At 71.5% G+C, this 24,112-nt stretch carries 19 protein-coding genes and 1 pseudogene; 3 read left to right on the forward strand and 17 right to left on the reverse strand.

Translation table 11 applies throughout. From position 1 onward, the window contains the following. Nucleotides 1–72: 72 nt before the first annotated feature. Both AB0F81_RS19765 and AB0F81_RS19770 read right to left on the reverse strand, forming a co-directional pair. Nucleotides 73–1,854 carry a LamG-like jellyroll fold domain-containing protein gene (locus AB0F81_RS19765; RefSeq protein ID WP_360199195.1) on the reverse strand — a complete coding sequence of 594 codons (1,782 nt, stop codon included), beginning with the start codon at nucleotides 1,852–1,854 and terminating at the stop codon, nucleotides 73–75. 248 nt (nucleotides 1,855–2,102) lie between these two features. Beyond that, a complete protein-coding gene (locus AB0F81_RS19770) occupies nucleotides 2,103–3,110 on the reverse strand; it encodes an aldo/keto reductase (RefSeq protein ID WP_360199197.1) in 1,008 nt (335 codons plus the stop codon). Nucleotides 3,111–3,216: 106 nt separating this feature from the next. On the opposite strand from AB0F81_RS19770, the gene AB0F81_RS19775 reads away from it, so the two are divergent. Further along, complete coding sequence (locus AB0F81_RS19775; protein WP_360199199.1) at nucleotides 3,217–3,747, forward strand: hypothetical protein; 531 nt, start codon at nucleotides 3,217–3,219, stop codon at nucleotides 3,745–3,747. 7 nt (nucleotides 3,748–3,754) lie between these two features. Here the strand turns inward: AB0F81_RS19775 and AB0F81_RS19780 are convergent, their stop codons facing one another. The 6 genes from AB0F81_RS19780 to AB0F81_RS19805 all read right to left on the reverse strand — a co-directional run bounded on the left by AB0F81_RS19780 (nucleotide 3,755) and on the right by AB0F81_RS19805 (nucleotide 10,698). Beyond that, nucleotides 3,755–4,495 carry an ABC transporter ATP-binding protein gene (locus AB0F81_RS19780; protein ID WP_360199201.1) on the reverse strand — a complete coding sequence of 247 codons (741 nt, stop codon included), beginning with the start codon at nucleotides 4,493–4,495 and terminating at the stop codon, nucleotides 3,755–3,757. Next, a complete protein-coding gene (locus AB0F81_RS19785; protein WP_360199203.1) occupies nucleotides 4,492–5,238 on the reverse strand; it encodes an ABC transporter permease in 747 nt (248 codons plus the stop codon). The genes AB0F81_RS19780 and AB0F81_RS19785 overlap by 4 nt, the downstream gene beginning before the upstream one ends. Further along, a complete protein-coding gene (locus AB0F81_RS19790) occupies nucleotides 5,235–6,020 on the reverse strand; it encodes a class I SAM-dependent methyltransferase (protein WP_360199205.1) in 786 nt (261 codons plus the stop codon). The genes AB0F81_RS19785 and AB0F81_RS19790 overlap by 4 nt, the downstream gene beginning before the upstream one ends. Beyond that, nucleotides 6,017–6,964, reverse strand: a complete 948-nt coding sequence (locus AB0F81_RS19795) for an ABC transporter substrate-binding protein (protein ID WP_360199207.1) — start codon at nucleotides 6,962–6,964, stop codon at nucleotides 6,017–6,019. Before AB0F81_RS19795 ends, AB0F81_RS19790 begins: the two co-directional genes overlap by 4 nt. A 159-nt stretch (nucleotides 6,965–7,123) precedes the next feature. Then, a complete protein-coding gene (locus AB0F81_RS19800; protein ID WP_360199209.1) occupies nucleotides 7,124–10,057 on the reverse strand; it encodes a M36 family metallopeptidase in 2,934 nt (977 codons plus the stop codon). Nucleotides 10,058–10,206: 149 nt separating this feature from the next. Further along, on the reverse strand, nucleotides 10,207–10,698 hold the full coding sequence (locus tag AB0F81_RS19805) for a hypothetical protein (protein WP_360199211.1): 492 nt from the start codon (nucleotides 10,696–10,698) through the stop codon (nucleotides 10,207–10,209). Nucleotides 10,699–10,841: 143 nt separating this feature from the next. Between AB0F81_RS19805 and AB0F81_RS19810 the strand changes: the two are divergent. Continuing rightward, nucleotides 10,842–11,042 (forward strand): annotated as a pseudogene (locus AB0F81_RS19810) (hypothetical protein); the annotation flags it as partial. On the opposite strand, the gene AB0F81_RS19815 reads toward AB0F81_RS19810, so the two are convergent. From AB0F81_RS19815 to AB0F81_RS19845, 7 genes are all read right to left on the reverse strand, one after another. After that, nucleotides 11,039–13,201 (reverse strand): molybdopterin-dependent oxidoreductase, encoded by a 2,163-nt coding sequence (locus AB0F81_RS19815; protein WP_360199213.1) that lies wholly within the window; start codon nucleotides 13,199–13,201, stop codon nucleotides 11,039–11,041. The pseudogene AB0F81_RS19810 and the gene AB0F81_RS19815 sit on opposite strands and share 4 nt — an antisense overlap. Before the next feature lie 398 nt (nucleotides 13,202–13,599). Next, nucleotides 13,600–14,955 carry a cellulase family glycosylhydrolase gene (locus AB0F81_RS19820; protein ID WP_360199215.1) on the reverse strand — a complete coding sequence of 452 codons (1,356 nt, stop codon included), beginning with the start codon at nucleotides 14,953–14,955 and terminating at the stop codon, nucleotides 13,600–13,602. Between the two features lie 232 nt (nucleotides 14,956–15,187). Beyond that, nucleotides 15,188–16,762, reverse strand: a complete 1,575-nt coding sequence (locus tag AB0F81_RS19825) for a glycoside hydrolase family 13 protein (RefSeq protein WP_360199217.1) — start codon at nucleotides 16,760–16,762, stop codon at nucleotides 15,188–15,190. Further along, nucleotides 16,752–17,984 carry a sn-glycerol-3-phosphate ABC transporter ATP-binding protein UgpC gene (ugpC, locus tag AB0F81_RS19830; protein ID WP_360199219.1) on the reverse strand — a complete coding sequence of 411 codons (1,233 nt, stop codon included), beginning with the start codon at nucleotides 17,982–17,984 and terminating at the stop codon, nucleotides 16,752–16,754. Before ugpC ends, AB0F81_RS19825 begins: the two co-directional genes overlap by 11 nt. Nucleotides 17,985–17,995: 11 nt before the next feature. Further along, entirely contained in the window at nucleotides 17,996–18,826 is an 831-nt protein-coding gene (locus AB0F81_RS19835) for a carbohydrate ABC transporter permease (protein ID WP_360199221.1), read from the reverse strand. Then, nucleotides 18,823–19,782 (reverse strand): sugar ABC transporter permease, encoded by a 960-nt coding sequence (locus AB0F81_RS19840; protein WP_360199223.1) that lies wholly within the window; start codon nucleotides 19,780–19,782, stop codon nucleotides 18,823–18,825. The genes AB0F81_RS19835 and AB0F81_RS19840 overlap by 4 nt, the downstream gene beginning before the upstream one ends. A gap of 8 nt (nucleotides 19,783–19,790) precedes the next feature. Then, the gene (locus tag AB0F81_RS19845; protein WP_360199225.1) at nucleotides 19,791–21,089 is read right to left on the reverse strand and encodes an extracellular solute-binding protein; all 1,299 of its coding nucleotides are present in this window, start codon (nucleotides 21,087–21,089) and stop codon (nucleotides 19,791–19,793) included. Nucleotides 21,090–21,256: 167 nt separating this feature from the next. Here AB0F81_RS19845 and AB0F81_RS19850 point away from each other — a divergent pair, with 167 nt between their 5' ends. Further along, complete coding sequence (locus tag AB0F81_RS19850) at nucleotides 21,257–22,309, forward strand: LacI family DNA-binding transcriptional regulator (RefSeq protein ID WP_360199227.1); 1,053 nt, start codon at nucleotides 21,257–21,259, stop codon at nucleotides 22,307–22,309. Here the strand turns inward: AB0F81_RS19850 and AB0F81_RS19855 are convergent, their stop codons facing one another. After that, nucleotides 22,310–23,383 carry a substrate-binding domain-containing protein gene (locus AB0F81_RS19855; RefSeq protein WP_360199229.1) on the reverse strand — a complete coding sequence of 358 codons (1,074 nt, stop codon included), beginning with the start codon at nucleotides 23,381–23,383 and terminating at the stop codon, nucleotides 22,310–22,312. It lies immediately after the preceding gene. Beyond that, nucleotides 23,380–24,112, reverse strand: a 733-nt coding sequence (locus tag AB0F81_RS19860; RefSeq protein ID WP_360199231.1) for a heparinase II/III family protein, incomplete at its 5' end; no start/stop codon positions are given. The genes AB0F81_RS19860 and AB0F81_RS19855, both read right to left, overlap by 4 nt.

Raw genomic sequence — 24,112 nt, forward strand, 5'->3', positions numbered from 1 at the left:
TTGGAGTCTCCCCCAGGAGGAGGGTCAAGCCCGGCCGGCACACGCACACCGGCCGGGCCCGCCGGCGAGAGATCAGAGCGAGACCACCCGCCCGCCCAGGGTGACGACCAGCCTGCCGTCGGAGGCGAACGACCAGCCCAGCGCCCCGGTGTAGGACGCGCACCGCGAGCCGTTGCTGCCGGACCAGAACTGGTTCGAGCTGTCCGCGTTGCCGATGATCCGGTCGTTGGTGCCGCTGCCGCTGCGGCACGACGTGTTGTTGCGGAAGACGTGCGAACCCTCGTCGAAGTTGAAGTTGCGCTCGGCGTTGTCGATCGACAGGTTGTTGGAGATCGTCATCGAGCCCGGGTTGCTGTTGTACGTGAACCCGTGCTTGCCGTTGTCGTAGGCGATGCTGCGCCGCACGATGTGGTTGACGCCGATGTCCTCGCCGCCCAGCTTGTAACCGTTGCGGTCGCCGGCGCCGGCCTGCCCGCCGTTGCTGAGCGTGCCGTTCTGGTAGGCGATCGAGTCCTCGATGGTGACCACGCCGATCGGCCCGGTGTCGGTCTTGGTGTAGAGGTCCCAGCCGTCGTCGATGTTGTGGTGCGACACCGTGTAGCGGAAGACGTTGCCGGAGCCGACCGTCAGCTTCGCGGCGAAACCGTCCGCGTCCTCGCCGTCGGAGTCGGCGTTGTCGTGCGACTCCGAGGAGAGCACCAGGTTGTTCGCCGGCCACTGCGCGTTCGGGGTGTCCGAGGCGATCCGGGAGATCTGCAGGCCGCTGTCGCGGTTGAACCGGGTCACCGTGCGCTCGACGATGTTGTTGCTGCCGCCGATGAAGATGCCGTTGTCACCGGCGCGCTCCACGATCAGGCCGTGCACGTGCCAGTAGTTGCCGTTGATCGCCAGCCCGCGGGCCGTGGTCTCCTCCGCCTGGGCGGAGAAGTTCAGGATCGGCCTCTCCCCGGGGTAGGCGGCGATCTTCTTGAGGGCGCCCGGCGACCCGTTGTTGCCCGGCGCGATGGTGATCGTCGACGCCGACTGGTAGGTGCCGCCACGCAGGTAGATCGTGCCGCCGGCGGCGATCCGGGTGATCGCGGACGGCAGCGTGGTCGGTGCGGCCTCGGTGCCGGCAGCACTCGCTGAGCCGTTCGGCGCGACGTACAGCGCGCCGCTGACCGGCGGCGGTGTGGAGGTGGACGGGCTGGGGGACGGGCTGTCGCTGGTGGGCGGGCTGCTGCTCGGCGGCGCGGTGGTGCCGCCCGTGCTGACCACCACGTCGTCGAAGCCGGCCGAGGCGTAACCGGTCTGCAGGCCGATCCGCCCGGTGCCGGCGACCGAGCTGGTGCCGGTCCCGACCGCGGTGCCGTCGATGCTGCCGCTGATCGTGGTGCCGGCGACACTCAGGCTCAGCGAGTACCAGGAGCCGGTGGCCACCGTCCGCGACGAGGTGCCCAGCACGGTGACGTTGCCGCTGTTCACCACCTGCAGCTGCGCCTGGTTGCCGGGCAGCAGCGCCAGCCGGTAGAACGTCGTCGAGCTCTTCGCCCGGGCCAGCAGGCCGACGAAACCGTTGCTGCCGAATGACAGCGGCTTGACCCGCGCCGAGACGGTGTAATCGGTCCACGCCGCGTCACCGGCGAACTGCCGGGCGTTCTCGCTGCTCGCGTTCGTCTGGCGCAGTGACTGCGAGCCGTCGGCCACGACCGACCAGGTGCCGCCCGACTTCGACCAGCCGGTGGTGCCGCCGGACTCGAAATTCGCGCTGAACACGGTCGCCGCCTCGGCGGTCGCCACGGTGGCGACCAGGGCCGCGGTCACCGCTGTGGCGATTGAACCGACACCGGCCCATCGGCGCAGTGTTGGAGCCATGGGTGTTTCTCCTGTCGAGAATGGAATCCGCCGGCAGGGACGCGCCACGCGCCCGACACAAAAAGGGGATGGAATGCGTTTCCGCAGCGTGCGGCACGTCCGACAGTGGGGATCCGGCGGGGTCCGGGGACGGTTATTCCGTAAGGGAATCTGCCATCGCCGAGATAACCGAGTCAACAGAATCGATTTGCAGGTTTGTTGCAGAAAGCGCGAGAGAGGGGCCGCCGGCCCCTCTCTCGACAGTTTTCTCAGGCCCGCCGGCGCGGCGATCCGGCCAGGTAACCATGGGGGTACGGCAGCGGCATCTCGCCCGCCGCGGTGAGCCGTTCCATGCTCTTGTCGTCCAGCGACCACCCGGCCGCGCCGAGGTTGTCGTCGAGCTGATCGAGCTTGCGGGCCCCGATGATCGGCGCGGTGACACCGGGCCGCTGCATCAGCCAGCGCAGCGCCACCTGAGCCGGGCTGTGCCCGACCTCCTCCGCGACGGCGATCAGCGCGTCGGTCACCGACCAGGTCCGCTCGTCGACGCTCTTCTGCCAGTCGCCGAGCCAGGGCTGCTTGTTGCCCTCCCAGCGGGTGTCCGCCGGCGCCGACGTCATGCCCCGCCGGTACTTACCGGTGAGCCAGCCGCCGCGCATCGGCGACCACGGGATGATGCCGACGCCCTCGTTGCGGCTGACCGGCACCTGCTCGAACTCCACCTCCCGGTCGATCAGGTTGTAGAGCGGCTGCAGCGCCACGAACGGTTCCCAGCCACGGTGCCGGGCCACGTCGATGGTCTTCTGAAGCTGCCAGCTCGCGTAGTTGCTCGCCCCGAGGTGGCGCACCTTGCCGGCGCGGACCAGGCCGTCGAGGGTGGACAGGGTCTCCTCGAGCGGCGTCGTCTCGTCGAAGCAGTGCACCTGGTAGAGGTCGATGTAGTCGGTGCGCAGCCGGCGCAGGCTCGCCTCGACCGCGGCGATGATGTGCTTGCGCCCTGCGCCGTGGTCGTTGGCGGCCGCGCCGGTGCTCCAGAAGAACTTGGTGGCGATGACCAGGTCGTCGCGGCGCCGGAAGGACAGCCACCGGCCGAGGATCTCCTCGGAGGCGCCGCCGCCGTAGACGTCGGCGGTGTCGATGAAGTCGCCGCCGGCCTCGACGAACCGGTCCAGCAGCCGGTGCGAGGTGGCCTCGTCGGCTTCCTTGCCGAACGTCATCGTGCCGAGGCAGAGCTCACTGACCCGAAGTCCGCTGGCACCCAGATATCTGTGTTCCATGAACACCATTCAACCCCGCCAGGGAACCGGACGGGTGCCCCACGAATCCGGACCTCGCAGCCACGCGAGGGCGGACGGCCACGCGCCTGCCGGTGACGCTGGCCGTATGACGAACGCTCTACTGCGCCGGTGGCCGTCGGCGCTCGGGTTGACCGCCGCCGTGCTCGTGCTGATCTTCGCCGCCGACCGGGACACCGCCTCGACCGCGGTGACCGTCGCCCTGCTCTGCTACCTCGGCGCGGCCGCGTTCGCCCGGCCGTGGGTGGCCTGGGCCGGGGTGGCCGGTTTCAGCGTGGTGGTGGTCGCCGTCGAACTCGCCGGGGTGCCCTGGTGGGCGGCGTTCGTCGTGGTCACGGTCCTGCTGCTGGGCATCGGCCTGGCCACCCGCGCACCCCGGCGCGCGCTGCTGGCCCAGACCGCGGCGGCTCTGGCGTACGGAACCCCGGCCGTCCTTGCCCTCTACCTGTCCCCGCTCGCCGGGGCGATCGTGGCCGGCCTGGCCCTGGCCACGCACGCCGCCTGGGACATGGTCCACTTCCGCCGCGACACGGTCGTGCCCCGCTCGCTCGCCGAGGCGTGCATGTTCCTCGACGTCCCGCTCGGGATCGGCGTCATCGTCCTCGCCGTCTCCGGCTGACGCTCGCTCAGTCGCGCAGCAGCAGGTCGTGCAGGTGGGCGACGCATTCCGCGACCGCCTCCAGGTGCGCGTTGTGGCCGAACGAGCGCGGCCGCGGGATGCCCACGTCGAGCACCTTGCGGATCCGGCCCGGGCGCGGGCTCAACACGACCACCCGGTCGGCGAGCAGCACCGCCTCCTGGATCGAGTGGGTGACGAACACCGTGGTCGCCGGCCGGGCCAGGTGCAGCTCCTGCAGCTGGCCCGCCAGCTCCTCGCGGGTCAGCGCGTCCAGCGCGGAGAACGGCTCGTCCATCAACAGCACGCGAGGCCGCTGGATCAGGGCCCGGCACAGCGCCACCCGCTGCTGCATGCCGCCGGACAGTTCGTACGGGTGCCGGTCGTGGAACCCGGCGAGTCCCACCGCGTCGAGCAGTTCGGCCGCCCGGGCCCGGTGCTCGTCGCGGGGCAGCCGCAGGATCTCCACCGGGAGCAGCACGTTGCCGAGCGCGGTCCGCCACGGCAGCAGCGCCGGGACCTGCTGCATCAGCGCCACCTCGCGGCTCGGCTCGCGCACCGGCGCGCCGCCGACCGTGACCGTGCCGCCGGTCGGTGCGAGCAGGCCGGCGATCAGCCGCAGCAGGGTCGACTTGCCGCACCCGGACCGGCCGATGACCGCGACGAACTCGTGCTCGGCGATGTGCAGATCGATCCCGCGCAGCGCCTCGACCGCGCCGAAGGCCCGGCAGACCCGGTTCAGCTCGATCATCCGCTGATCGCCCGCGCCCACGGCACCAGCCATCGTTCCAGGGCCACCACCAGGTAGAACAGGATCGTGCTGAGCATCGCGAGCAGGAAGATGGCGGCGAACGCGAGCGGGGTGTCGAACGACATGCCGGACAGCACGATCACCGCGCCCAGCCCGCTGGTCGGGTTGTTGATCTCGGCGACCACCGCGCCGATCACAGCCAGCGAGATCGCGACCTTCAGCCCGACGAACACCTGCGGCAGCGCCCACGGGAGGCGGATCTTGACGTACGCCTGCCAGAAGCTCGCCGAGAGCGACCGGCCCAGCTCGCTCAGCTCGGCCGGGGTCGAGGTGAGCCCGGCCATCGTCGCCACCAGGATCGGGAAGAAGCAGATCAGCACGACCAGCACGATCTTCGGCCGGGACCCGAAACCGAGCCAGACCACCAGCAGCGGCGCCACCGCCACCTTCGGCACCGAGTTCAGCGCGACCAGCACCGGCAGGGTGGCCCGTTCCAGGCTGCGCCAGGCAGTCAGCACCACCGCCAGCAGCAGCCCGGCCACGGTGGCGATGCCGAACCCGGCGACCGTCCCGGTGACCGTGGCGGCGAGCTCACGCAGCAGGTAGGCGGGCTGGGCGCGGAACGCGGCGACGATGTCCGGCGGGGCGGGCAGGAAGAACGAGCGGATGCCGAGGACGGCCGTGCCCGCCCACCAGAGCGCGATCGCGGTCACCGTGCCGAGAATCGGCAGGCCCCACTTCACCGTCGGCCCATCGTCGAATAGGTGAAGTGGCTGCGGATCACCAGGGCCGGATCGACGGCCAGCCGGCACAGCCGGGTCAGCTCCCGCTCGGTGAGCCCGGCCGCCCGCAGCCCGGCGCCGGTCTGCGCCACGTTCACCGCGATCAGGCGGGCGCCGGCGGTGCCGCCGGCCCACGACTCGGCCCGGATCTCGGTGTGCACGCCGGCCAGGCCCGCGGCGATCATCGCGGCGTGCGCCCGGCCACCCCAGGCCGGATCGGCGCCGTTGGCCGGCAACAGCCGGCCCACGAGGATGCGGTGGTAGCGCTCGACCAGGTCGGCCGCGGCCGCATCGGGCGCGGCCAGCACGATGCCGGGGTACGCCGAAGCCCAGTCCTCGACCAGCAGGATCCCGTCCGGGGCGAGTGCCTCGGCGAGGCGCTGCAGGATCGTGGCGCGGCCGGGCAGATGGGCCAGCACCAGGCGGGCGTGGATCAGGTCCCACGGCGGGTCCGGCACCGGTTCGCTGGTCAGGTCGTGGCGCAGCACCGTGTAGCCCCGGTCGACCGGCAGGTGCCGCGGGTTCAGGTCGGTGGCCAGCACCCGCCCGCCCGGGCCGGTCCGGGCGGCCAGCCAGCCGGCGATGCTGCCGCCGCCGGCGCCGAGCTCCAGGCAGCGGCGGCCGGTGAGGTCGCCGAGCGCGGTCAGCCGCGCCACGGTGAACGGGTCGTTCATCTCGGCGAGCAGCTCGTGCCGCTCGGCCGCCGCCGGGTCGTCGTTGTCGAAGGAGTAGGTGGCTCTCATCCGGTGGGCGCCAGGTCGAAGTCGACGACGGTGTCCGGGGTCAGCAGCCCCGGCTTGACCAGCTTCTCCTTCTCCAGGGTGGCGAGGACCTGGGTGACCCGGTCGCGGTCGATCACGCCGGACGCCTTCACGTACGGCGCCATCAGGGTGATCTCACCGACCGCGGCGGTCACGTCGGCGGCGGGCTGCGCCTTCTTGAGGATCTGCGCCGCCTCGTCCGGATGCTCCATCGTGTACCGCAGGCCCTTCAGGGCGGCGTCGCGGAACCGTTTGGTGAGGTCCGGGTTGCCCTCGACGATCGAGGTGGGCCCGACCAGCCCGTTGCCGTAGAGGTCGGGCAGATAGTCGCCGTAGGGCAGGACCACGGTCTTCTTGCCGCCGGCTGCCTTCTCGATGCCGCGGGTGCCGATCAGGAAGGTGCTCAGCGCGTCCACCCGGCCGCTGGCCAGCAGGGTCGGCAGCTGCGCGGGCGGCGCGTTGACCCACTCCACCTTGGCCGCGTCGATGCCGGCGAGCTGCGCGTACGCCGGGAAGAGCAGCTGGTTGACCGATCCGGTGGCGGCGCCCAGCCTGCGGCCCTCGAGGTGTTTCGGCTCGGTGATGCCCGAGCCCTCCAGGGTGATGATCGAGACCAGCGTCTGCTGGTGCACGGCGGCGAAGGCGCGCAGGTCGGTGAACTCCCCCTTGCCCATGGTGATCCAGGTGCCGGTCAGGTCGAGGTGGGAGAACTGCGCCCGCCCGGCGGCGAGCACCTTGATGTTCTCGCCGGTGGCCGCGCCGAGCTGAATGGTGACGTCGAGGCCGGCGTCGCGGAAGTAGCCCTTCTCCTGGGCCACGAAGGCGAAGGCGTCGCGGCCGACCGCGCCGAAGGCGGTCAGATAGGTGATCTTGTCGGCCGGCGCGGCGCCCTCTCCCGAGTCGCCGGAGTCCCCACAGCCAGACATAAGCACTGTTATCAGTAATAGCGTCGCGAATGGTGCACAGACACGTTTCATGCCATGATCCCCGCGTCGGTGGCAAAACCACTGAAACGATACCGCTCGATGCGCAAGATCGGCATGGGACGGGCAGGCCGTCCGGCCTGCCCGCCCCATGGACGGCAACTACCTGGTGAACGCCTGGAACTCCGCGATCCGCACGTTCTGCGCCTGCGGGCTCGCGGTGGCACAGTCGGTGTTCGCCCGCGGGTCCGCGTCCTGCTCACCGGCGAAGTCGGGCGTGCCGGTGCACTGGTTGGTCACGACCTCGACGCGCAGGTGCGTGGCCGTCGTCGACGGGATGTCGAACGACCGCACGATCAGGTGCGGGGCCCGCGGCCGCGGCGCGACCGCCGGGAACGCGTCCGGCTTACTGGTGTAGACGGCCCGGAAGTCCGCCGGAGCCGAACAGCTGACCGTGGCCGTCGCGGTGCAGGCCAGCACCCGGAACTGCCGCAGGGCGGAGAACCGGCTCTGCCCGCCGGCGTCCGGGTCACCGGTGATCGCCGGGCGCAGCATCGCGCTCACCTGCACCCGGCGGACCCGCTGCGCCTCGCCGCTGAGGTCGACGGTGACCTGCTTGCCGGCCACCGGGCTGCCCAGCGACGCCCAGTTGGTCGCCTCGTCGTCGTCGTTGATCCGGGCCAGGTTGATGCCGTCGCCGCTGACCGTGGCGCCCGACGTGGCGGACGCGAGGTTGCGCGGCATCCGCACATACAGCCTCTCCGACTCGCCGGAACGCAGCGACGTCGCGCTCACCCGGGCGTGCCCGTGACCGGGCGCCTGGGCGAGGAACCCGTACCGGCCCGCCACCAGGCTGACCTGGTCGGTCAGCGGCGTCGCCGGGTCGGTGTCGGCCACCGGCACGGCCCGCGCCTGGTAGTCACCGACGAACAGCTTCGCCCCGGCCACCGCGCGGCCGTTCTCGTCGACCGGCCGGAAGGTGACCGTCGCCTCCCGCGCGTGCGGCGAGGTGAAGCCCGGCCGCGGGTCGGCGTCGGTGGCGCCGTTGCTGAAGGCCGTCTCGCCCAGGCCGCGCTTGGCGAACGCGTTCCAGATCAGGTCCTGGTTCCTGCCGCCGAAACGGACCAGGTCCGCGCCGAGCAGCGCGTCGCGGGCGTCGACCTGGCTGTTGGCGCTGTTGGCCATCAGCAGGAACGAGTCGAGGACGAGCTGGATCCAGCGCCGGTTGCCCGGGCACTTGGTGACCGCCACCTTGCCGTTGGCGCAGGCCTTCTGCAGGGCGGCGTTGCCCGCGCCGTACCGCTTGAGGAAAGCGGAGCGCACGTCGTAGTTGGCCGCGCTCCACACCTCACCGGAGGCGTGCACCTGCAGGCCGACGAAGTCGTAGTCGACCGAGCTGTAGTTGAGCGGGCTCCTCGTCATGTTGTAGTTGCGGATGCCGGCGTTGCCGTCACCGGTCACGTACTGGCCGATGGTGAAGCCCTGGCTGCCGCGCGGGGCGTAACCGTGCTCGGCGAGGTACTCCACCGACAGCAGGTCCGACCAGCTCTCGCTCATGCCCTGCGGGGAGCTGAGCCCGGCGTCCGGCCCGGCGATCATCCGGTTGGTGATGGCGTGCGTGTACTCGTGGGCGATCACCGACATGTCGTAGTCACCGTCGACGCACGGGGCGTAGAAGACACCGGCGATCGGCTGCCACAGGTACATGTTGGTGATCGGCGCCACCCCGTCCTCCGGGGTGATCTGGTTGGCGTTGTTGCGGGCCTCGAAGTTCGGCGGGCCGCCGCTGATGCCACCGGCCTGCGCGTTGCCCTGCTCCGGGTCGTTGCCCAGACCGCCGGGCCGCAGGTTCTCGTCCTGCATGTTCCAGGTCGCCTCGGTGAAGCCGAGGTGGTACGACCAGTCGTGCATCCGGTTGTGCTGCGCGAACAGGTTGGCGCGGGCCGCGTCGATGTCGTTGCGCGCCGGCGACTCGAAGGTGGTCGGCGAGCACTGCTCGCGGTACCACTGGTTGGTCCACGGGTACTGGTACTCCCGGGTCGGGCTGGGCGTCGCCAGCTCGGTGCCGACCGTGAACGGGTCGTTGGAGTTCCAGTTGTGCACCGCGAAGGCGTTGTTGCCGCTCGTGGTCAGGGTCGGCGTCTCGGTCTCCGGGTCCACGTCCCACGGCAGCGGGGAGGCCGGGTTGCCGACCACCTCGTCGCAGCCGCGCTGCGGCGCCCAGCACCAGGTCTTGCGGGTGTCGGCCGAGGAGTACCTGGTCGACGGCGAGCTGGGGAAGACGTCCCACTCCGGGTTGTCGCTGTGCGAGTCGACGATGTTCTGGCGGACCAGGACCGAGCCGTCGCGGGCGTCCACATGGGTGGTGAAGGCGACCGGCTCCGCGCCGGTCAGGCCGTCGCCGAGGGTCACCTGGTAGGCCGCGCGCGCACCCTGGTCGGCCGTCGGCACGGCGACCAGCTTGGTGCTGAGGATCGTCGCGTCCGGGATCCCGGCGTCGGTCCGGGCGATGCGCTCGGCGTCGGCCGCGGTCAGGGTGGCCGGCTGCGGCGCGCCGGCGTCACGGGCCAGCGACGAGCTCACATACCACACCTTGCCGTCGCGGACGCCCACCGAGAGCAGGCCGTCGACGCCGGCCGGGAGGGTGCCGAACCGCTGGCGCATGACGACCGCGGCGCCCTCCCCGAGCGGCGCGCTGGTCAGCACCTCGAGCGCGGCGGCGCCCTCGGCGGTGAGGCCGAGCACGTCGCGGTTGGCGGCCACGTAGGCCTTGGCGGCGGCAACCGGGTCCGCGGGCAGCCCGGCGGCCAGCGGCTCCCGCACCGCGGTCAGCGCGGCCGGGGTGCCCAGCGCGTTCCACCGGGCCTGGGCGCCGGCCTCGGCGGCCTGCGCCTTCTGCTGCGAGGTCGGTGCGACCCGGCCCCGGCGATTGTCCTTGATCTTGGCGTGGTTCTCGTCGCCGTGCACCTTCACGCCCTCGGGTGCCCGGGACGGACTGCCTGGGGCCGCGTTCCCGCCGGATCCTACGGCGAGCACGAGCACTGCGGCGACGACTGTTGCGGTGGTGCCCGCCAACGCACGGGATGGTGTGCGCACGCTACCTCCTCTTCGGACGGCATTGACCGGTCGCCTTGATCCGACCCCACAGCCGAGGGGTCACGACATGGGCCGAACGTCCAGAATCGAAGGTGATCAATAACAGGTGAGGCCGGGACGACGTCCCGGCCTCACGCGAGTTTCGACTGTCAGGCGAAGTTGACCTCGACGCCGACCTTCTTGCAGGCGGCGTCCAGCGCCACGCCCGACTTCTCGAAGGCGGGGTCCTCGGCGGCCGTCGACGGGTCCGCCGACGCGGCCGCCTTCGCGGACTGCGCGGCAACCTCCTTCATCGCCACCGCCACCTCGCTGTCGGCCGTGCCGACCGCCTTGGTGAGCGACTCCTCCATGCCGACCAGGATCTTCTTGAAGTCCTCCGGCTTCGGCTCGGCACCCGCCTCGAGGGAGCCGGTGAGCAGCTTGACGAACTCGGTCCGCATCTGCTCGCTCGCGGCTCCGGCCTGCTCGCAGAGGGCCTTGTCGTCCGCCGGGGCGGCCGCCGCGGTCGTCTCGGCCGGCGCTGCGGTGGCCGGCGCGGCGGCATCGCCGGCCGTCGACGCGGCGTCGTCGCCGCCACAGGCGGCAACGGTCATGAGAAGGGCGCCGGTCAGAACGGCGGAAAATACCCGGGTACGAATCACGAGCGGGGACGCTAGCCGATGCCTTCGCGGGTATCAATCCCGGTGCTGGCCCAAGGTCGTTTGAGGAGACGCTGATCGGGCATTCCGGGACCATGAGCGACCAGCTTGATCCCGAACTGTCCAGCACGCTGGACCCGGACACCGACCCCGAGCAGCTGCGCAACGGCGGTCCGCCGCCGGCCGACGGCGGCATCATGACCACGACCGGCGGCACCGCCGGGCCGGCCAGCTTCCCGGACCGGGCCCGCTCCGGACCGGGCGTGGCGAACACGACCACCGGCGACGCCACGACCGGCGGGATGCGCACCCCGCCCGAGGAGTACACCAGCGACAACGCGGGTTAGCCCACCGCCTTGATCTCGACCGGGATGCCGTTCAGCACGCTGTTGCCGGAGAGCGGGTCGACGACCAGCTCGTCGGTGAGGACGTTGGAGTTCACCCCGGGGTGGGCGGCGGCGACCGCGATCCGGGTGCCGGGCAGATCGTGACCCCACCCGTGCGGCAGGCTCACCACCCCGGGCATCACCCGGTCGGTCACCTCGACCCGCGCGGACAGACCGCCGGCCCGTGAGGTCACCTGCGCCTCGTCGCCGTCGGCGAGGGCCAGCCGGGCCGCGTCCGCCGGATGCACCTGCAGGGTGCACCGGTCACGTCCCTTCACCAGCGCCGGCACGTTGTGCCCCCAGCTGTTGTTGGAGCGCAGGTGCCGGCGGCCGATCAGCACCAGGTCGTGCCGCTGCCGGTCGAGGGCGCCGCGCAGTCGCTCGGCCTCGGCGGCGATCTCCGGCCGGTACAGCTCGACAGTGCCGCTCGTCGTCTTCAGCACCTCCGGGATACGCGGCTGCAGCGGCCCCAGGTCGATCCCGTGCGGGTTGTCCAGCAGCTTCTGCAGCGAGAGCTGGTAGGCCCCGGCGCGCAGCGCCACGTCGAGCAGCCGCTCGGCCGGCCCGTCACCGGTGACCGCGTCACGCATCCCGGCGGCGCCGGCCCGCTCGAGAGCCCGGGCCAGCATCTCCTCGTGCACGATCGCGGGGTCGGCGCCGGCGCCGCGGCCGGTGACGATCAGCAGGAGCCGGGCGAGGACGTCGCACTCGTCCATGCCGGCCGGGTCGGCCGGCAGCACCGGCGGCGAGTACGCCGCGAAGTTGCGCACCGACAGCGCCAGGAACGCGAAGTCGTAGTGGCCCTTGCGCGTGCTGTCGGTGGGCGGCAGGACCACGTCGGCGTGCCGGGTGGTCTCGTTCAGGTACGGATCCACGCTCACCATGAAGTCCAGCGAGCCGAGCGCCCGGTCCAGGCGCCCGCTGTTCGGCGTGGACAGCACCGGGTTGCCGGCCACCGTGACGAGCGCCCGCACCTGCCCGTCGCCGGGAGTCTCGATCTCCTCGGCCAGGGTCGCCACCGGCAGCTCGCCCTTGACCTCGGGCAGCCCGCGGACCCGGCTGTGCCAGCGCCCGACCCGGAACCCCTTGCCGCCGGGCCGGCTGTTCGGCCGCAGGTGCGGCGCGAGCGGGAACATCACCCCGCCGGGCCGGTCCAGGTTGCCGGTGAGCACGTTGACCACGTCGATCAGCCAGCTGGTCAGGGTGCCGAACTCGACGGTGCAGGTGCCGATCCGCCCGTACACCGCGGCGGTGGGCGCGGCGGCCAGCTCCCGGGCCAGGCCGCGGATCCGCTCGGCCGGCACGTCGCAGGCGGCGGCGACCACTTCCGGCGCGAACGGCTCGGCCAGTTCCCGCACCTGCTCGACGCCGGTCACGTGGCCGGCGAGCCCGCCCAGCTCGGCCAGGCCCTCGGCGAAGAGCGTGTGCACGATGCCGAACAGCAGGAACGCGTCCGTGCCGGGCCGGATGAACAGGTGCTCGTCGGCGTGCTCGGCGGTCCTGGTGCGCCGCGGGTCGACCACGACGAACCGGCCGCCACGGGCCTGGATCGCCTTGAGCCGGCCCGGGAAGTCGGCGGCGGTGGCGAGGCTGCCGTTGGACTCCCACGGGTTGGCGCCGAGCATCAGCAGCAGGTCGGTGCGGTCCAGGTCGGGCACCGGGATGGCGAGCGGGTGGCCGAACAGATAGCCGCAGGAGACGTGCTTGGGCATCTGGTCGACCGTGCTGGCGGAGAAGACGTTGCGGCTGGCGATCGCCTTGAGCAGCGGCGACAGGTAGAGGCCGCCGGACATGGTGTGGGCGTTCGGGTTGCCGACGTAGACCCCGACGGCGTCGCGCCCGGCCCGCTCGATGATCGGCAGCAGGCCCGCCTCGACGGCCGCGAAGGCCTCGTCCCACTCCACCTCGACGTGCCGGCCGTCGCGGCGCACCAGCGGCCGGCGCAGCCGGTCCGGATCGCTGGAGAGCTGGCCGAACGTGGCGCCCTTCGGGCACACGAAGCCGTGACTGAAGACGTGCTCGCGGTCGCCGCGCGCGGCGACCACCTCGCCGTCGGCCACGGTGAGTTCCAGGCCGCAGGCGGCCTCACACAGAGGGCAGGTCCGGTACGCCGTGCGCATGGTCTCACCAGCCTTCCAGGCGGTTACTGGCGAGTATCCTGCCACGAATCCGCCATGATCGCCCCACCCCGCCGGCTGCCCACCAGAGCCCTCTCCGCGCCACCCAGCCAGCACCAGGCGCCAGCCGGAGAACCCGGCTGCCCACCAGCACCCCCTCCACGCCTCCGGAACAGCGCCAGGCGCCAGCCGGATAAACCGGCTGCCCGGCAGGGCGCCCTACGCGCCGGTGAGACGGCTCCGGGCGTCAGCCGGATGAAACGGCTGACGCCCGGAGTGGCCGGCACGCCCTCGCGCCGACACTGGGCGTCAGCCGGAGGGTGGGTGCGGGGCGGGACGTGCGCTCACGGCGTACGCCGAAGGTGCGTGAGCGGGCGTGGCGCCCGGAGTGGGTGTGGGTTTCAGCTTGCCGTGCAGGTCACCGCGGGGACGCTGTTGGCGCCGGTCCAGGAGCCGAGGAAGCCGAACGACGTGCTGGCGCCGGCGGCCAGGCGGCCGTTCCAGCCGGCGTTGCGGGCGGTCACCGTGGCGCCGCTGCTGGTCACGGTGGAGCCCCAGTGGCCGGAGACGGTCTGGCCGTTGGCGTAGGTCCAGGTCACGGTCCAGCCGTTGATCGCGGAGGGGCCCGCGGTCACCTTGACGTCGCCCTGGAAACCGCCGGGCCACTGGCCGGCCACGGAGTAGGTGGCGGTGCAGGCGCTCGTGGGGTTGCTCGGGCTGGGCGAACTCGGGCCGGGGCCGGGCATCGACGGTGACGGCGACGCCGACGGTGAGGAGGTGCGGCCGAAGATGGTGGCCTCCTTCGCGGTGGCCCGGATCCCGTTGGCGCCGTTGAAGATCCGGTCGCCCCAGGTGGTGCGCTGGTCCGGGTTGAAGTTGGTGGCCATGTCCAGGATCGGGTCCGTGTTGCCGGCCCACGACCAGCCCAGATAGCCGAGATCACGGAAGGCCGACTCGGCGAGGATCGCCTCGTGGTCGACCTGACTCGCGTCGAACCGCCAGCCGAACTCGCCGATCACCAGCGGCCAGCCCTGCCTCTCGAAGTGGTCGAGGTAGGCGGTGATCGAGGCGGCGGTGTTGAAGACCGCGTACATGTGGATCGACAGGACCGTGTTGTTGCGGGTGTCGGCGTCCAGCACGGTCTGCGCGTTGTCCCGCATGACGTACTGCCAGTCCTGGCCCCAGTTCGGGGCGTCGATCATCAGCAGGTGCTCGAAGCCGTTGGCGCGCATCTTCTGGATCGCGGCGACGGTGGCGGCGGTCCACTGTCCGGCGTTGGTGTTGCCGATCGGCTCGTTGCCGATGTTGATGATGACGTAGTCCTCCTGGCCGGCGAGCACGCTCTTCAGCCCGATCCAGTAGTCGGCCGCCTGGTCCAGGCTGTACGCCGCGGCGTCCTCGCCGTACCCGGTGGTGTCGTGGTTCTCCAGCACGCAGATCAGGCGGTTCGCCTTGCACAGGTTGATCACGTTGGTGACGTCCGCGGCGGAGTTGGCCGTCCACCGGCCGCCGCTGAGCACCACCCGTACGGTGTTGGCGCCTTTCGCCTTGATGTCGGCGAACGAGTTGGTCTGGTTGGTGTACCAGGTGTGCATGTGGTTGATGCCGCGCATCACGAACTTCTGCCCGTTGGCCTCGACGATGTCGGTGCCGGCCACGTGCAGGCCGGTGGCGGCGTAGGCGGGCGCGACGTGGAAGAGCACCGCGGCGGCGGCCGCGAGCAGCGCGGCGGCGAGGGTGGCGAGTTGGCGTTTCATGGACCTACCTCGGGAGAGGGTGTTGGGAGCGCTCCCATGAGCGCGTGCATTCATTGACTCACGTCGTTACAGGGTTGGCAATGAGCCCGAGAAAGGGCGTGCCCGTCCGGGCACGGGGGAACCGGGACGGGCACGCACCATCCATGATCTTGGATAGTGAGCGATTTGGCAAGACTTCCCGGAATCCACCTCTTGGGAAGCTGCCGCGCCGTTACGGGGTGAAAACGACCGCTTACCGCCCGGCGGCGAACCACGCGGCGGAGGCCGCCGGCAGGGTTCCCGGATCGGCGGCGGGATCACTGGCCAGCAGCAGCCGGGCGCCGTCCACCTCGGGCGGCAGCGGGACCGGGACGTCACCGACGTTGAGCACGCAGGTGAAACCCGGTTCCCGGCGGAAGGCGAGCACCTCGTCCTCGGTGGACAGCCAGTGCAGCGCGCCGTCGCCCAGCGCCGGCAGCTCGCGGCGGTGCCGCAGCGCCGAGCGGTAGAGCTCCAGCATCGAAGCCGGGTCGCCGGTCTGCCGGGCCACGGTCAGCTGCGCCCACTCCGGCGGTTGCGGGAGCCAGGCGGCGGCACCGGGGCCGAAGCCGTACGACGGGACGGCGCCCGACCACGGCAGCGGCACCCGGCACCCGTCACGACCGGGGTCGGCGCCCTGGCTGCGCCGGAACGTCGGGTCCCGCCGCAGCTCGTCGGGCAGCTCCGTCACCTCGGGCAGGCCCAGCTCCTCGCCCTGGTAGACGTACGCCCCGCCGGGCAGGGCCAGCATCAGCAGCGCGGCCGCCCGGGCCCGCCGGAGGCCGAGTTCGCCGCCGCCGTACCGGGTGACGTGCCGGATCACGTCGTGGTTGGACAGCACCCAGGTCGCCGGGGCGCCCACCGTCAGCAGATGCCCGATGCTGTCGTCCACCGCCGTACGCAAGGATTTCGCCGACCACCGCGCCAGCAGGAAGGTGAAGTTGAAGGCGGTGTGCAGCTCGTCCCGCCGCAGGTAACGGGCGAGCCGGTCCAGGCTCTGCACCCACACCTCGCCGACGAAGACGCGCTCGCCCGGATAGCTGTCGCTGAGCCGCCGCCAGGACCGGTAGACGTCGTGCACCTCGTCGAGGTCCCAGTGCGGGTGCCCCTCCGGCGCCGGGCCGGTCGCGATCTGCTTCTCCCCCAGGTCCGGCATCTGCGGGTCCTTGGCGAGGCCGTGCGCGACGTCGATGCGGAAACCGTCAGCGCCCAGGTCGAACCAGAACCTCAGGATGTCCTCGAACTCGGCCCGGACCTCGTCGTTGGTCCAGTCCAGGTCGGGCTGCTCGGGCGCGAACAGGTGCAGGTACCACTGCGAGCCGACCCGGGTCCAGGCGCGGCCGCCGAACATGCTGATCCAGTTGTTCGGCGGCTGCGCGCCGTCCGGTCCGCGGCCGTCGCGGAACAGGTAGCGGGCCCGTTCCCGGCTGCCGGGCGGCGCGGCCAGCGCCGCCCGGAACCAGGGATGCTGGTCGGAGGTGTGGTTCGGCACCAGGTCGAGGATGATCCGCAGACCCAGGTCGTGCGCGTCGGCGATCAGTCCCGCCACGTCGTCGAGCGTGCCGAACCGCGGGTCCACGTCCCGGTAGTCGGCGACGTCGTAGCCGTTGTCGGCCTGCGGCGAGGGGTAGAACGGGTTCAGCCAGACCGCGTCGACGCCCAGGTCACGCAGGTACGGCAGGCGGGACCGGACACCGGGCAGGTCCCCGATCCCGTCGCCGTCGGAGTCGGCGAAACTCCACACGTACACCTGGTATATGACGGCGCTGCGCCACCATTCACCGGACATGGTCCATCCGCTCGCGGAGTTCCTCCTGCTCGAGCTGGGCCAGGTCGGCGGCGGCCGCCTCGTCGCGGGTCAGGTTCTCCCCGGTCCGCGGCTCGAACAGGTGCATCCGGCGGGTGTCCGCCCAGAACTCGCCCTCGTGGTTCTCCCGCAGCCGGCTCGTCGCGTCGATCGACACGATCAGCTGGCTGCGCAGGGCCTCGCTGTCGAGTTCCGCGGCCAGGGCGGCGAGCTGCTCGGCCACCTCCTCGTTCGACTCGAACGGCAGGTACGCGTACTGCGAGTCGCCGAGCCACTCGGTGACGTCGACCCGGGCCCGGAACACCACGCCCTTCGCCCGCTTGGCCTCGTCGAGCACCCGGGCGTCCTCGAAGTGATCGGGGCGCATCCCCGCGATCAGCAGCTGCCCGTCGGTCACCTTGTCGGCGGCCACGGCGGGCACGTCGGTCTCCAGGAACGGCAGCTTCAGCCGGCCGCCCTCGACCACCGCGGGCAGGAAGTTCATCGGCGGGGAACCGATGAAGCCGGCGACGAACATGTTGACCGGCTGCTCGTACAGCTCGCGGGGTGAGGCCACCTGCTGCAGCAGGCCGCGGCGCAGCACCGCGACCCGGTCGCCCAGCGTCATCGCCTCGGTCTGGTCGTGGGTGACGTAGACCGTGGTGGTGCCGAGCCGGCGCTGCATCCGGGAGATCTCGGTGCGCATCTGCCCGCGCAGCTTCGCGTCCAGGTTGGACAGCGGCTCGTCGAACAGGAACGCGTTCACCTGCCGGACGATGGCCCGGCCCATCGCCACCCGCTGTCGCTGCCCGCCGGAGAGGTTGGCCGGCTTGCGGTCCAGGTGCTCGTTGAGCTCCAGCATCGAGGCCGCCTCGCGGACCCGGCGCTGGATCTCGTCCTCCTTCAGGCCCTTCTGCAGCCGTAGCGGGAAGGCGATGTTCTCGAAGACGGTCAGGTGCGGGTAGAGCGCGTAGTTCTGGAAGACCATCGACAGGTTGCGGTCCCGGGGCGCCTTCTCGTTGACCCGGTCACCGCCGATCAGCATGTCGCCGGAGGTGATGTCCTCCAGTCCGACGATCATGCGGAGCAGCGTGGACTTGCCGCAGCCGGACGGCCCGACCAGGATCATGAACTCCCCGTCGGCGATGTCCAGGCTGACGTCGTTGACCGCCTTGAAGCCGTCGCCGTATTCCTTGACGATGTTGCGCATCTCGATGCCTGCCATGAGAGTCCCTTTCAGCCCTTGACGGCGCCGGACGTCAGGCCGGCCACGATCTTGCGTTGGAAGAGCAGTACGAGGACGACGACCGGGATGGTGACCACCACGGCGGCGGCCGCGATCGGCGCGGTCGGCTGGGAGAACTGTGAGGCGCCCTGGAAGAAGGCGAGGGCGGCGGGAACGGGCCGGGCCGCCTCGCTGGAGGTGAGCGTGATGCCGAAGATGAAGTCGTTCCAGACCGCGAAGAAGGTCAGGATCGCCGCGGTGAACACACCCGGCGAGGCGAGCGGCACGATCACCCGGCGGAACGCCTGCCAGGCGGTGGCGCCGTCCACCTGGGCCGCCTGCTCCATCTCCCAGGGGATCTCGCGGAAGAACGCGGCGAGCACGTAGACCGCGAGCGGCAGGGAGTAGGACAGGTACGGGATGATCAGGCCCAGCCAGGTGTCGTACAGGCCGATGTTGCGCCACAGGTTGAACAGCGGCGTGGCGATCGCGATCACCGGGAACACGGTGATCGCCAGGGCCACCCCGAGGACCGCGCGCTTGCCGGGGAACTCCAGCCGGGAGATCGCGTACGCGGCGAGCGTCGCCAGGAGCACCGACACCGTGGTGGCGATCAGGGCCATCCCGACCGAGTTGCGCAGCGCCGTGGTGAACAGGTCGGAGGCGAACACGGTCCGGTAGTTCTCCCAGCTCCACACGGTGGGCAGGAAGGAGTTGTTGGTGATGTCGTCGCCCTCCTTGAAGGACAGCGACACGATCCAGAAGACCGGGATCAGCGCGTACAGGATGATCAGGACGGCCCCGACGATCCAGAACGCCTGAGTCTGGCGGCTGGCCTTCACTTGCGATCACCCCTCGCCTGCGACAGGTCGGTGCGGAACACCTTGATGAACAGGAACGCGATCAGGACGACGAGGATCGCGAGGATGACGCTGACCGCCGAGCCGAGGCCGATCATCACGCGGCTGATGGTCTGCCGGTACGCCAGGAACGACAGCGTCTCGGTGTTCTGCGCGCCGACGGTCATGATGAAGATGGAGTCGAAGATCCGGAACGCGTCGAGGGTCCGGAACAGCAGCGCCACCATGATCGCCGCCTTCATGTTCGGCAGGATCACCCGTTTCACCCGCTGCCAGGCGGTGGCCCCGTCGACCTTGGCGGCCTCCAGGTAGTCGTCCGGGATCTGGGCCAGGCCGGCGAGCAGCAGCAGCGACATGAACGGCGTGGTCTTCCAGATCTCCGCCACGCAGACGGTGAACAGGGCCGACCAGGTGCCGCCGAACCAGTCGAAGTCGCCGAGGCCGAACAGCGCGTTGACGAATCCGTAGGTGTTGGAGAACGCGTAGGCCCAGGCGTACGCGGAGACGACGGTGATGATCCCGTACGGGATCAGGATCGCGGTCCGCAGCGGGGTGCGCAGGTGCAGCGCCCGGTGCATGACCATGGCGAGGGCGAAGCCCAGCACCAGCTCGATCGAGACGGTCACCACGGTGATCAGCACGGTGATCCCGAACTGCTGCCAGAACAGCCCGTCGGTCAGGATCATCGCGTAGTTGCCGAGACCGATGAAGTCCCGGCCCGCCGGGTCGGTCAGCCGGTAGTCGAACAGGGACAACCAGATCGCGTTGATGATCGGATAGCCGGTCACCGCCACCATGACGATGAACGCGGGCCCGGCGAGCAGCCAGCCCAGGTTGCGCTCGTGACGGCTGCGGTCGGTGAGCTTGACCTTGCGACGGGCGGGTTTGGTGACCGGAGCGTCTTGCGAGGCCGCGGCCGAGGACGTCGTTATGCTCACGGCCCCTCCTAGATCAGTCGCCGGTTGGACAGGACGTCCTCGAGCAGCTGGTTCGCCTCTCGGGGTGTGGTCTCCGGGGAGAGATCGTCCGGCGGGTGGAAGCCGGCCTGGATCGACCCGGTGACGTCGCCGTAGTACGGGCTGACCGGGCGCGGTGTCGCGGCGTCCATGCCGGCGCGGATCTCGTCGGCCATCGGGAACATCTCCCGGATCTGCGCGTCGTCGAAGACCGCGGAGAGCGCCGCCGGGTTACCCGCGGAGATCATGAATTCCTTCTGGCTCTGCTGCGACGCCAGGCAGCGGATCGCCTCAACGGCGAGGTCCTGCTTGCTGCTGAACGCGCTGACCGACAGCCCCAGGCCACCGGACGGCGGCGCGGTCGGCGTGCCCGCGTCCACCTGCGGGTAGGCCGCCCAGCCGACGTCGTTCTTGAAGTCGGCGGGCAGCGAGCCCTCCTCGATCGCGGTGTCGAAGGCCGCCCAGACGTACGGCCAGTTGACCATGAAGCCGCCGTTGGGCGCCTGGAACGCGGCCCGGGAGTCCTCCTCGCCGGCGGTGGTGAAGCCGGGCGGAGCCGCCGGGGAGGTCGACAGGTCACGCATGATCTTCACGGCCGCGGCGCCGGCCGGGCTGTCCAGCTGGCCCTTCACCTGGTCGGCCGGCACGTTCTGGGCGCCCTCGGCGAGGATCGAACCGCCGGCCGAGGCGACCAGCGCGTTCACCCAGACCATCAGGCTCTCGTTGCGCCGGCCCTGCGCGGCGAAGGTGGCCCCGGCCTGGGTGGCGCCCTTGATCAGCTGGTCCCAGGTGACCGGTCCCTTCGAGGGGTCGACGCCGGCCTTGGCCAGCACCGACTTGCGGTACCAGAGCAGCTGGGTGTTGCCGTAGAGCGGCGCCGACCACATGGCCTCGCGGAACAGCGACTGCTCCAGCGGGCCCTTGAGGATGCCGCGGGAGAACTCCTGCCGCTCGCTGTCGGTGAACGGGCGCAGGAACCCGGCGTTGGCGAACTCGGCCATGAACGGCGGGTCGACGCTGACGATGTCCAGCGACCGGTCTTCGGCGGCGAGCCGGCGCAGCAGCTGCTCCCGGCCACCGGCGGCGTTGTTCGGCAGCCGTTGGATGTTGAAGCTGTAGGCGCCTCCGGACTCGGCCGCGCACCGTTCGGCGACGTCCTGCTGCGGGCCGTCGGCGATGAAGTAGCTGAGTGTGGTGGAGCCGCCGTCGCCGCCACCGCATGCGGTGAGAGTCGCGGCGAACAGGGTAAGAGAGGTGACAACCGCGATGCGGACTCTCGGCTTGTGCACGGTGCCTTCCCTTCGTCGATGAAGGCGGCTGGCCCTGAAATCGCTTCCAGCAATTCACGTTGGTGTGATCTACATCTCATGTCAATACGATCCCCGCAGTATGGAGATTGACGCTCTCGAGTTGCGGGAGACGGTTGGAAGCGCTTCCAAGGCGGTAGAGTTCAGGCGTGCCGACGTCCGCGAAGGTCAACATGGCCGACGTCGCCCGGCGCGCAGGGGTGTCGATGGCGACGGCGTCGCGTGCCCTCAGCGATCACCCGCACGTGGCGCCCGCGACTCGCGCCCGCGTGCTGGCGGCCGCCGAGCACCTGTCCTATGTGGTCTCGCCGGAGGCCTCCCGGCTGGCCGGCGGCACCACCGGCCGGGTCGCCGTGGTCGTCCCGCACATCTCCCGCTGGTTCTTCGCCTCCCTGCTGGAGGGCCTGGAGGCGGTGCTGCGCGACGCCGACCTGGACGTGCTGCTCTATCACGTGGGTGACGCCGAGGACCGGGGCGTCTTCTTCCAGCGGCTGCCCGCCCGCCGCAAGGTGGACGCCGTGGTGGTGCTCGGCATGCCGGTCGCCGAGCCGGAACGGCAGCGCCTCGCCCTGATGGGTGTGCACATCGTGGCCGCCGGCGGGCAGGTGGAGGACTATCCGTACGTCTCGATGGACGACCTGGCCGCGGGCCGGCAGGCGATGGACCACCTGATCTACCTCGGCCACCGCCGGATCGGCATGATCGCCACCGCCGACCCGGGCCAGCCGGGGTGGCCGGCGCTTCCCGGCCGCACCCGCGCCTATCACGAGGCGCTCGCCGACGCCGGGATCCCGGTCGACGAGCGGCTGATCGTCGAGGTGCCGTGGGGCGGGACGGCCGGGGCCGACGCGATGGCGCAGCTGCTCGGCCTGCGCGAGCCGCCGACCGCGGTCTACGCCCACTCCGACGAGGTGGCGCTCGGGGCGGTGCGCACGCTGCGCCGGGCCGGGCTGCGCATCCCGCAGGACGTGTCCGTGGTCGGCATCGACGACCACCCGCTCGCCGAGCTGACCGACCTGACCACGGTCGCCCAGCCGGTGCGCGAGCAGGGCACGCTCGCCGGGCGGATGGTGCTGGCGCTGCTCGACGGCGGAGAGATCAGCGAGGGGGTCACCGTCCCGACCCGCCTGGTGATCCGCGGCTCGACCGGCCCCCGGCGGCGATCGGCACGACAGATCCGCGGATCCGCGGCACCGGGCTGATCACGAACCGGCCGGCGGCGCGGACGAGCCGCGGATCCGCAGCGCCGGGCTGATCACGACGCGGTGGGTGGGGCGGTCCGGATCGGCGAGCCGGTCGGCGACCAGCCGCACCGCGGCCCGGCCGATCGAGCGGCGCGGCGGGCGCACCGCGGTCAGCGGCGGGCTGAACATCCCGGCCACCTCGTCGTCGTAGGCGATCACCGACAGGTCGCCGGGGATCGTCAGGTGCCGCTCCTCGCAGCGCTGCACCAGCGCTATCGCCTCGGCGTCGGCGTGCACCAGCAGCGCGCTCGTGCCGCCGGACAGCGCCTGGTCGAGGACCGCGTCGAGCGCGGCAGCGCTCTCCGGCAGCCGGGCGTCCGGCACCCGAACGTCCACGGTGGCCGGGTCCAGGCCGCAGTCGGCGACCGCCTCCAGCCAGCCGCGGTGCACGTGCGGACCGGTCGGGCTGTTCTCGTTGAGCACCAGGCCGACCTTGCGGTGGCCCAGCGACGCCAGGTGCCGCACCGCCATCGCCGCGCCCAGCGCGTGGTCGGTGACGACCGACTCCAGCAGGGCGTGGTGCGGCCCGGCGGCGGCGGTCCGCTCCAGCAGCACCACCGGCAGGCCGGTGCCGGCCAGCCACTCGATGGTGGCCTGCGCGGTCGGCGCGTCCATCCGGGGCGCGACGATCAGGGCGTCCAGCTGCTGGTCCAGCAGGCGGGCCAGCTGCGGGCGGTCGTTCTCCGTCTCGTACGACGAGCCGCGCAGCACCACCCGCATGTCGAGTTCCCGGGCCGCCTCCTCAGCTCCCTGAGCGACGTGCGGCCAGTAGTAGTCCAGCGACGGCACCAGCATGCCCAGCGCCCGGCTGGCCGGCGCTTCGGAACTGCCGGGCAGCGTCACCCCGCCGTGCACCCGGCGGACCAGGCCCTCGGCGGCGAGCTGGGCGATGTCGCGGCGGATCGTCACGGCCGAGGAGCCGAGCGTCTCGGTCAGGTCGGAGACCCGGAGCACCCCGTCGCGCTGCAGCGCCTCGAGCAGCCGGGCCTGGCGGGCGGCCTGCAGCGGGCCCCGTTGTTCCGATGCGCTCACCGCAGCTCCTCACACGTCAGTTCGAGACTACCGATCGGGCCGATCGCGGTGACGTCGATGTCCAGCCGGGTCAGCCGGTCGCCCCACACCGCGCGCAGCAGCGGATCGTCCAGCTCACGGACACGCAGCCGGGCCGGCTGAGCCGGGTTCCAGCGCAGGCCGAGCACGCCGGCGCCGTCGAGCGCGACCACCTCGGCCCGGCCCGCACCGGCCGTCACGGCCCCGGCGAGCAGCAGGTGCAGCACGGTCGGATCCGGGTCGTCGGCCGGGTCCAGCAGCCAGGCGTCACGGACGATCACCCGGCCGCCGGCCCGGTCCAGCCGGGCGGTGCGCAGCCAGGAGCGCACATCGGTACGCGGGTAGGCGCTCGCCAGGTCGAGTGCCATCCCGTCGTCGCCGGAGCGCACCGACCGCGCCGAGTACTCCCGGCCGTGGCCCTGCACGCTGCCGCGGATCGTCGGCACGTTGTGCCAGTCGCTGCGCATGGTCCAGATCCGGTAGCGGTCCGGCCCGAACGTCTGCGCCGTGTAGGTCGGCCGCCCCGCGTCGGCCAGCACCGGCACCCCGCCGAGCGCCACCACCACGCTGCCCACGTCGTCGTGGTTGTGGTGCTCGCCGTTGTGCCCGCCCTTGACCGCGAGGGTCAGCCCGGCCGCGCTGCCCGCACGGGTCCGCGCCAGCAGCACCTGCGTCGACGGCAGCCACACCTCGCGCGGCAGCGGCGGCGCC

The sequence above is a fragment of the Actinoplanes sp. NPDC024001 genome (genome assembly GCF_040638955.1).
Lineage (GTDB): Bacteria > Actinomycetota > Actinomycetes > Mycobacteriales > Micromonosporaceae > Actinoplanes.

Excerpts from the sequence above, each read along its gene's own strand:
- AB0F81_RS19815 (WP_360199213.1), bottom strand. The coding sequence starts at position 13,201 with ATGCGCACGGCGTACCGGACCTGCCCTCTGTGTGAGGCCGCCTGCGGC.
- AB0F81_RS19780 (WP_360199201.1), bottom strand. The coding sequence starts at position 4,495 with ATGATCGAGCTGAACCGGGTCTGCCGGGCCTTCGGCGCGGTCGAGGCG.
- AB0F81_RS19820 (WP_360199215.1), bottom strand. The coding sequence starts at position 14,955 with ATGAAACGCCAACTCGCCACCCTCGCCGCCGCGCTGCTCGCGGCCGCC.
- ugpC (WP_360199219.1), bottom strand. The coding sequence starts at position 17,984 with ATGGCAGGCATCGAGATGCGCAACATCGTCAAGGAATACGGCGACGGC.
- AB0F81_RS19825 (WP_360199217.1), bottom strand. The coding sequence starts at position 16,762 with ATGTCCGGTGAATGGTGGCGCAGCGCCGTCATATACCAGGTGTACGTG.
- AB0F81_RS19790 (WP_360199205.1), bottom strand. The coding sequence starts at position 6,020 with ATGAGAGCCACCTACTCCTTCGACAACGACGACCCGGCGGCGGCCGAG.
- AB0F81_RS19770 (WP_360199197.1), bottom strand. The coding sequence starts at position 3,110 with ATGGAACACAGATATCTGGGTGCCAGCGGACTTCGGGTCAGTGAGCTC.
- AB0F81_RS19775 (WP_360199199.1), top strand. The coding sequence starts at position 3,217 with ATGACGAACGCTCTACTGCGCCGGTGGCCGTCGGCGCTCGGGTTGACC.
- AB0F81_RS19765 (WP_360199195.1), bottom strand. The coding sequence starts at position 1,854 with ATGGCTCCAACACTGCGCCGATGGGCCGGTGTCGGTTCAATCGCCACA.
- AB0F81_RS19795 (WP_360199207.1), bottom strand. The coding sequence starts at position 6,964 with ATGTCTGGCTGTGGGGACTCCGGCGACTCGGGAGAGGGCGCCGCGCCG.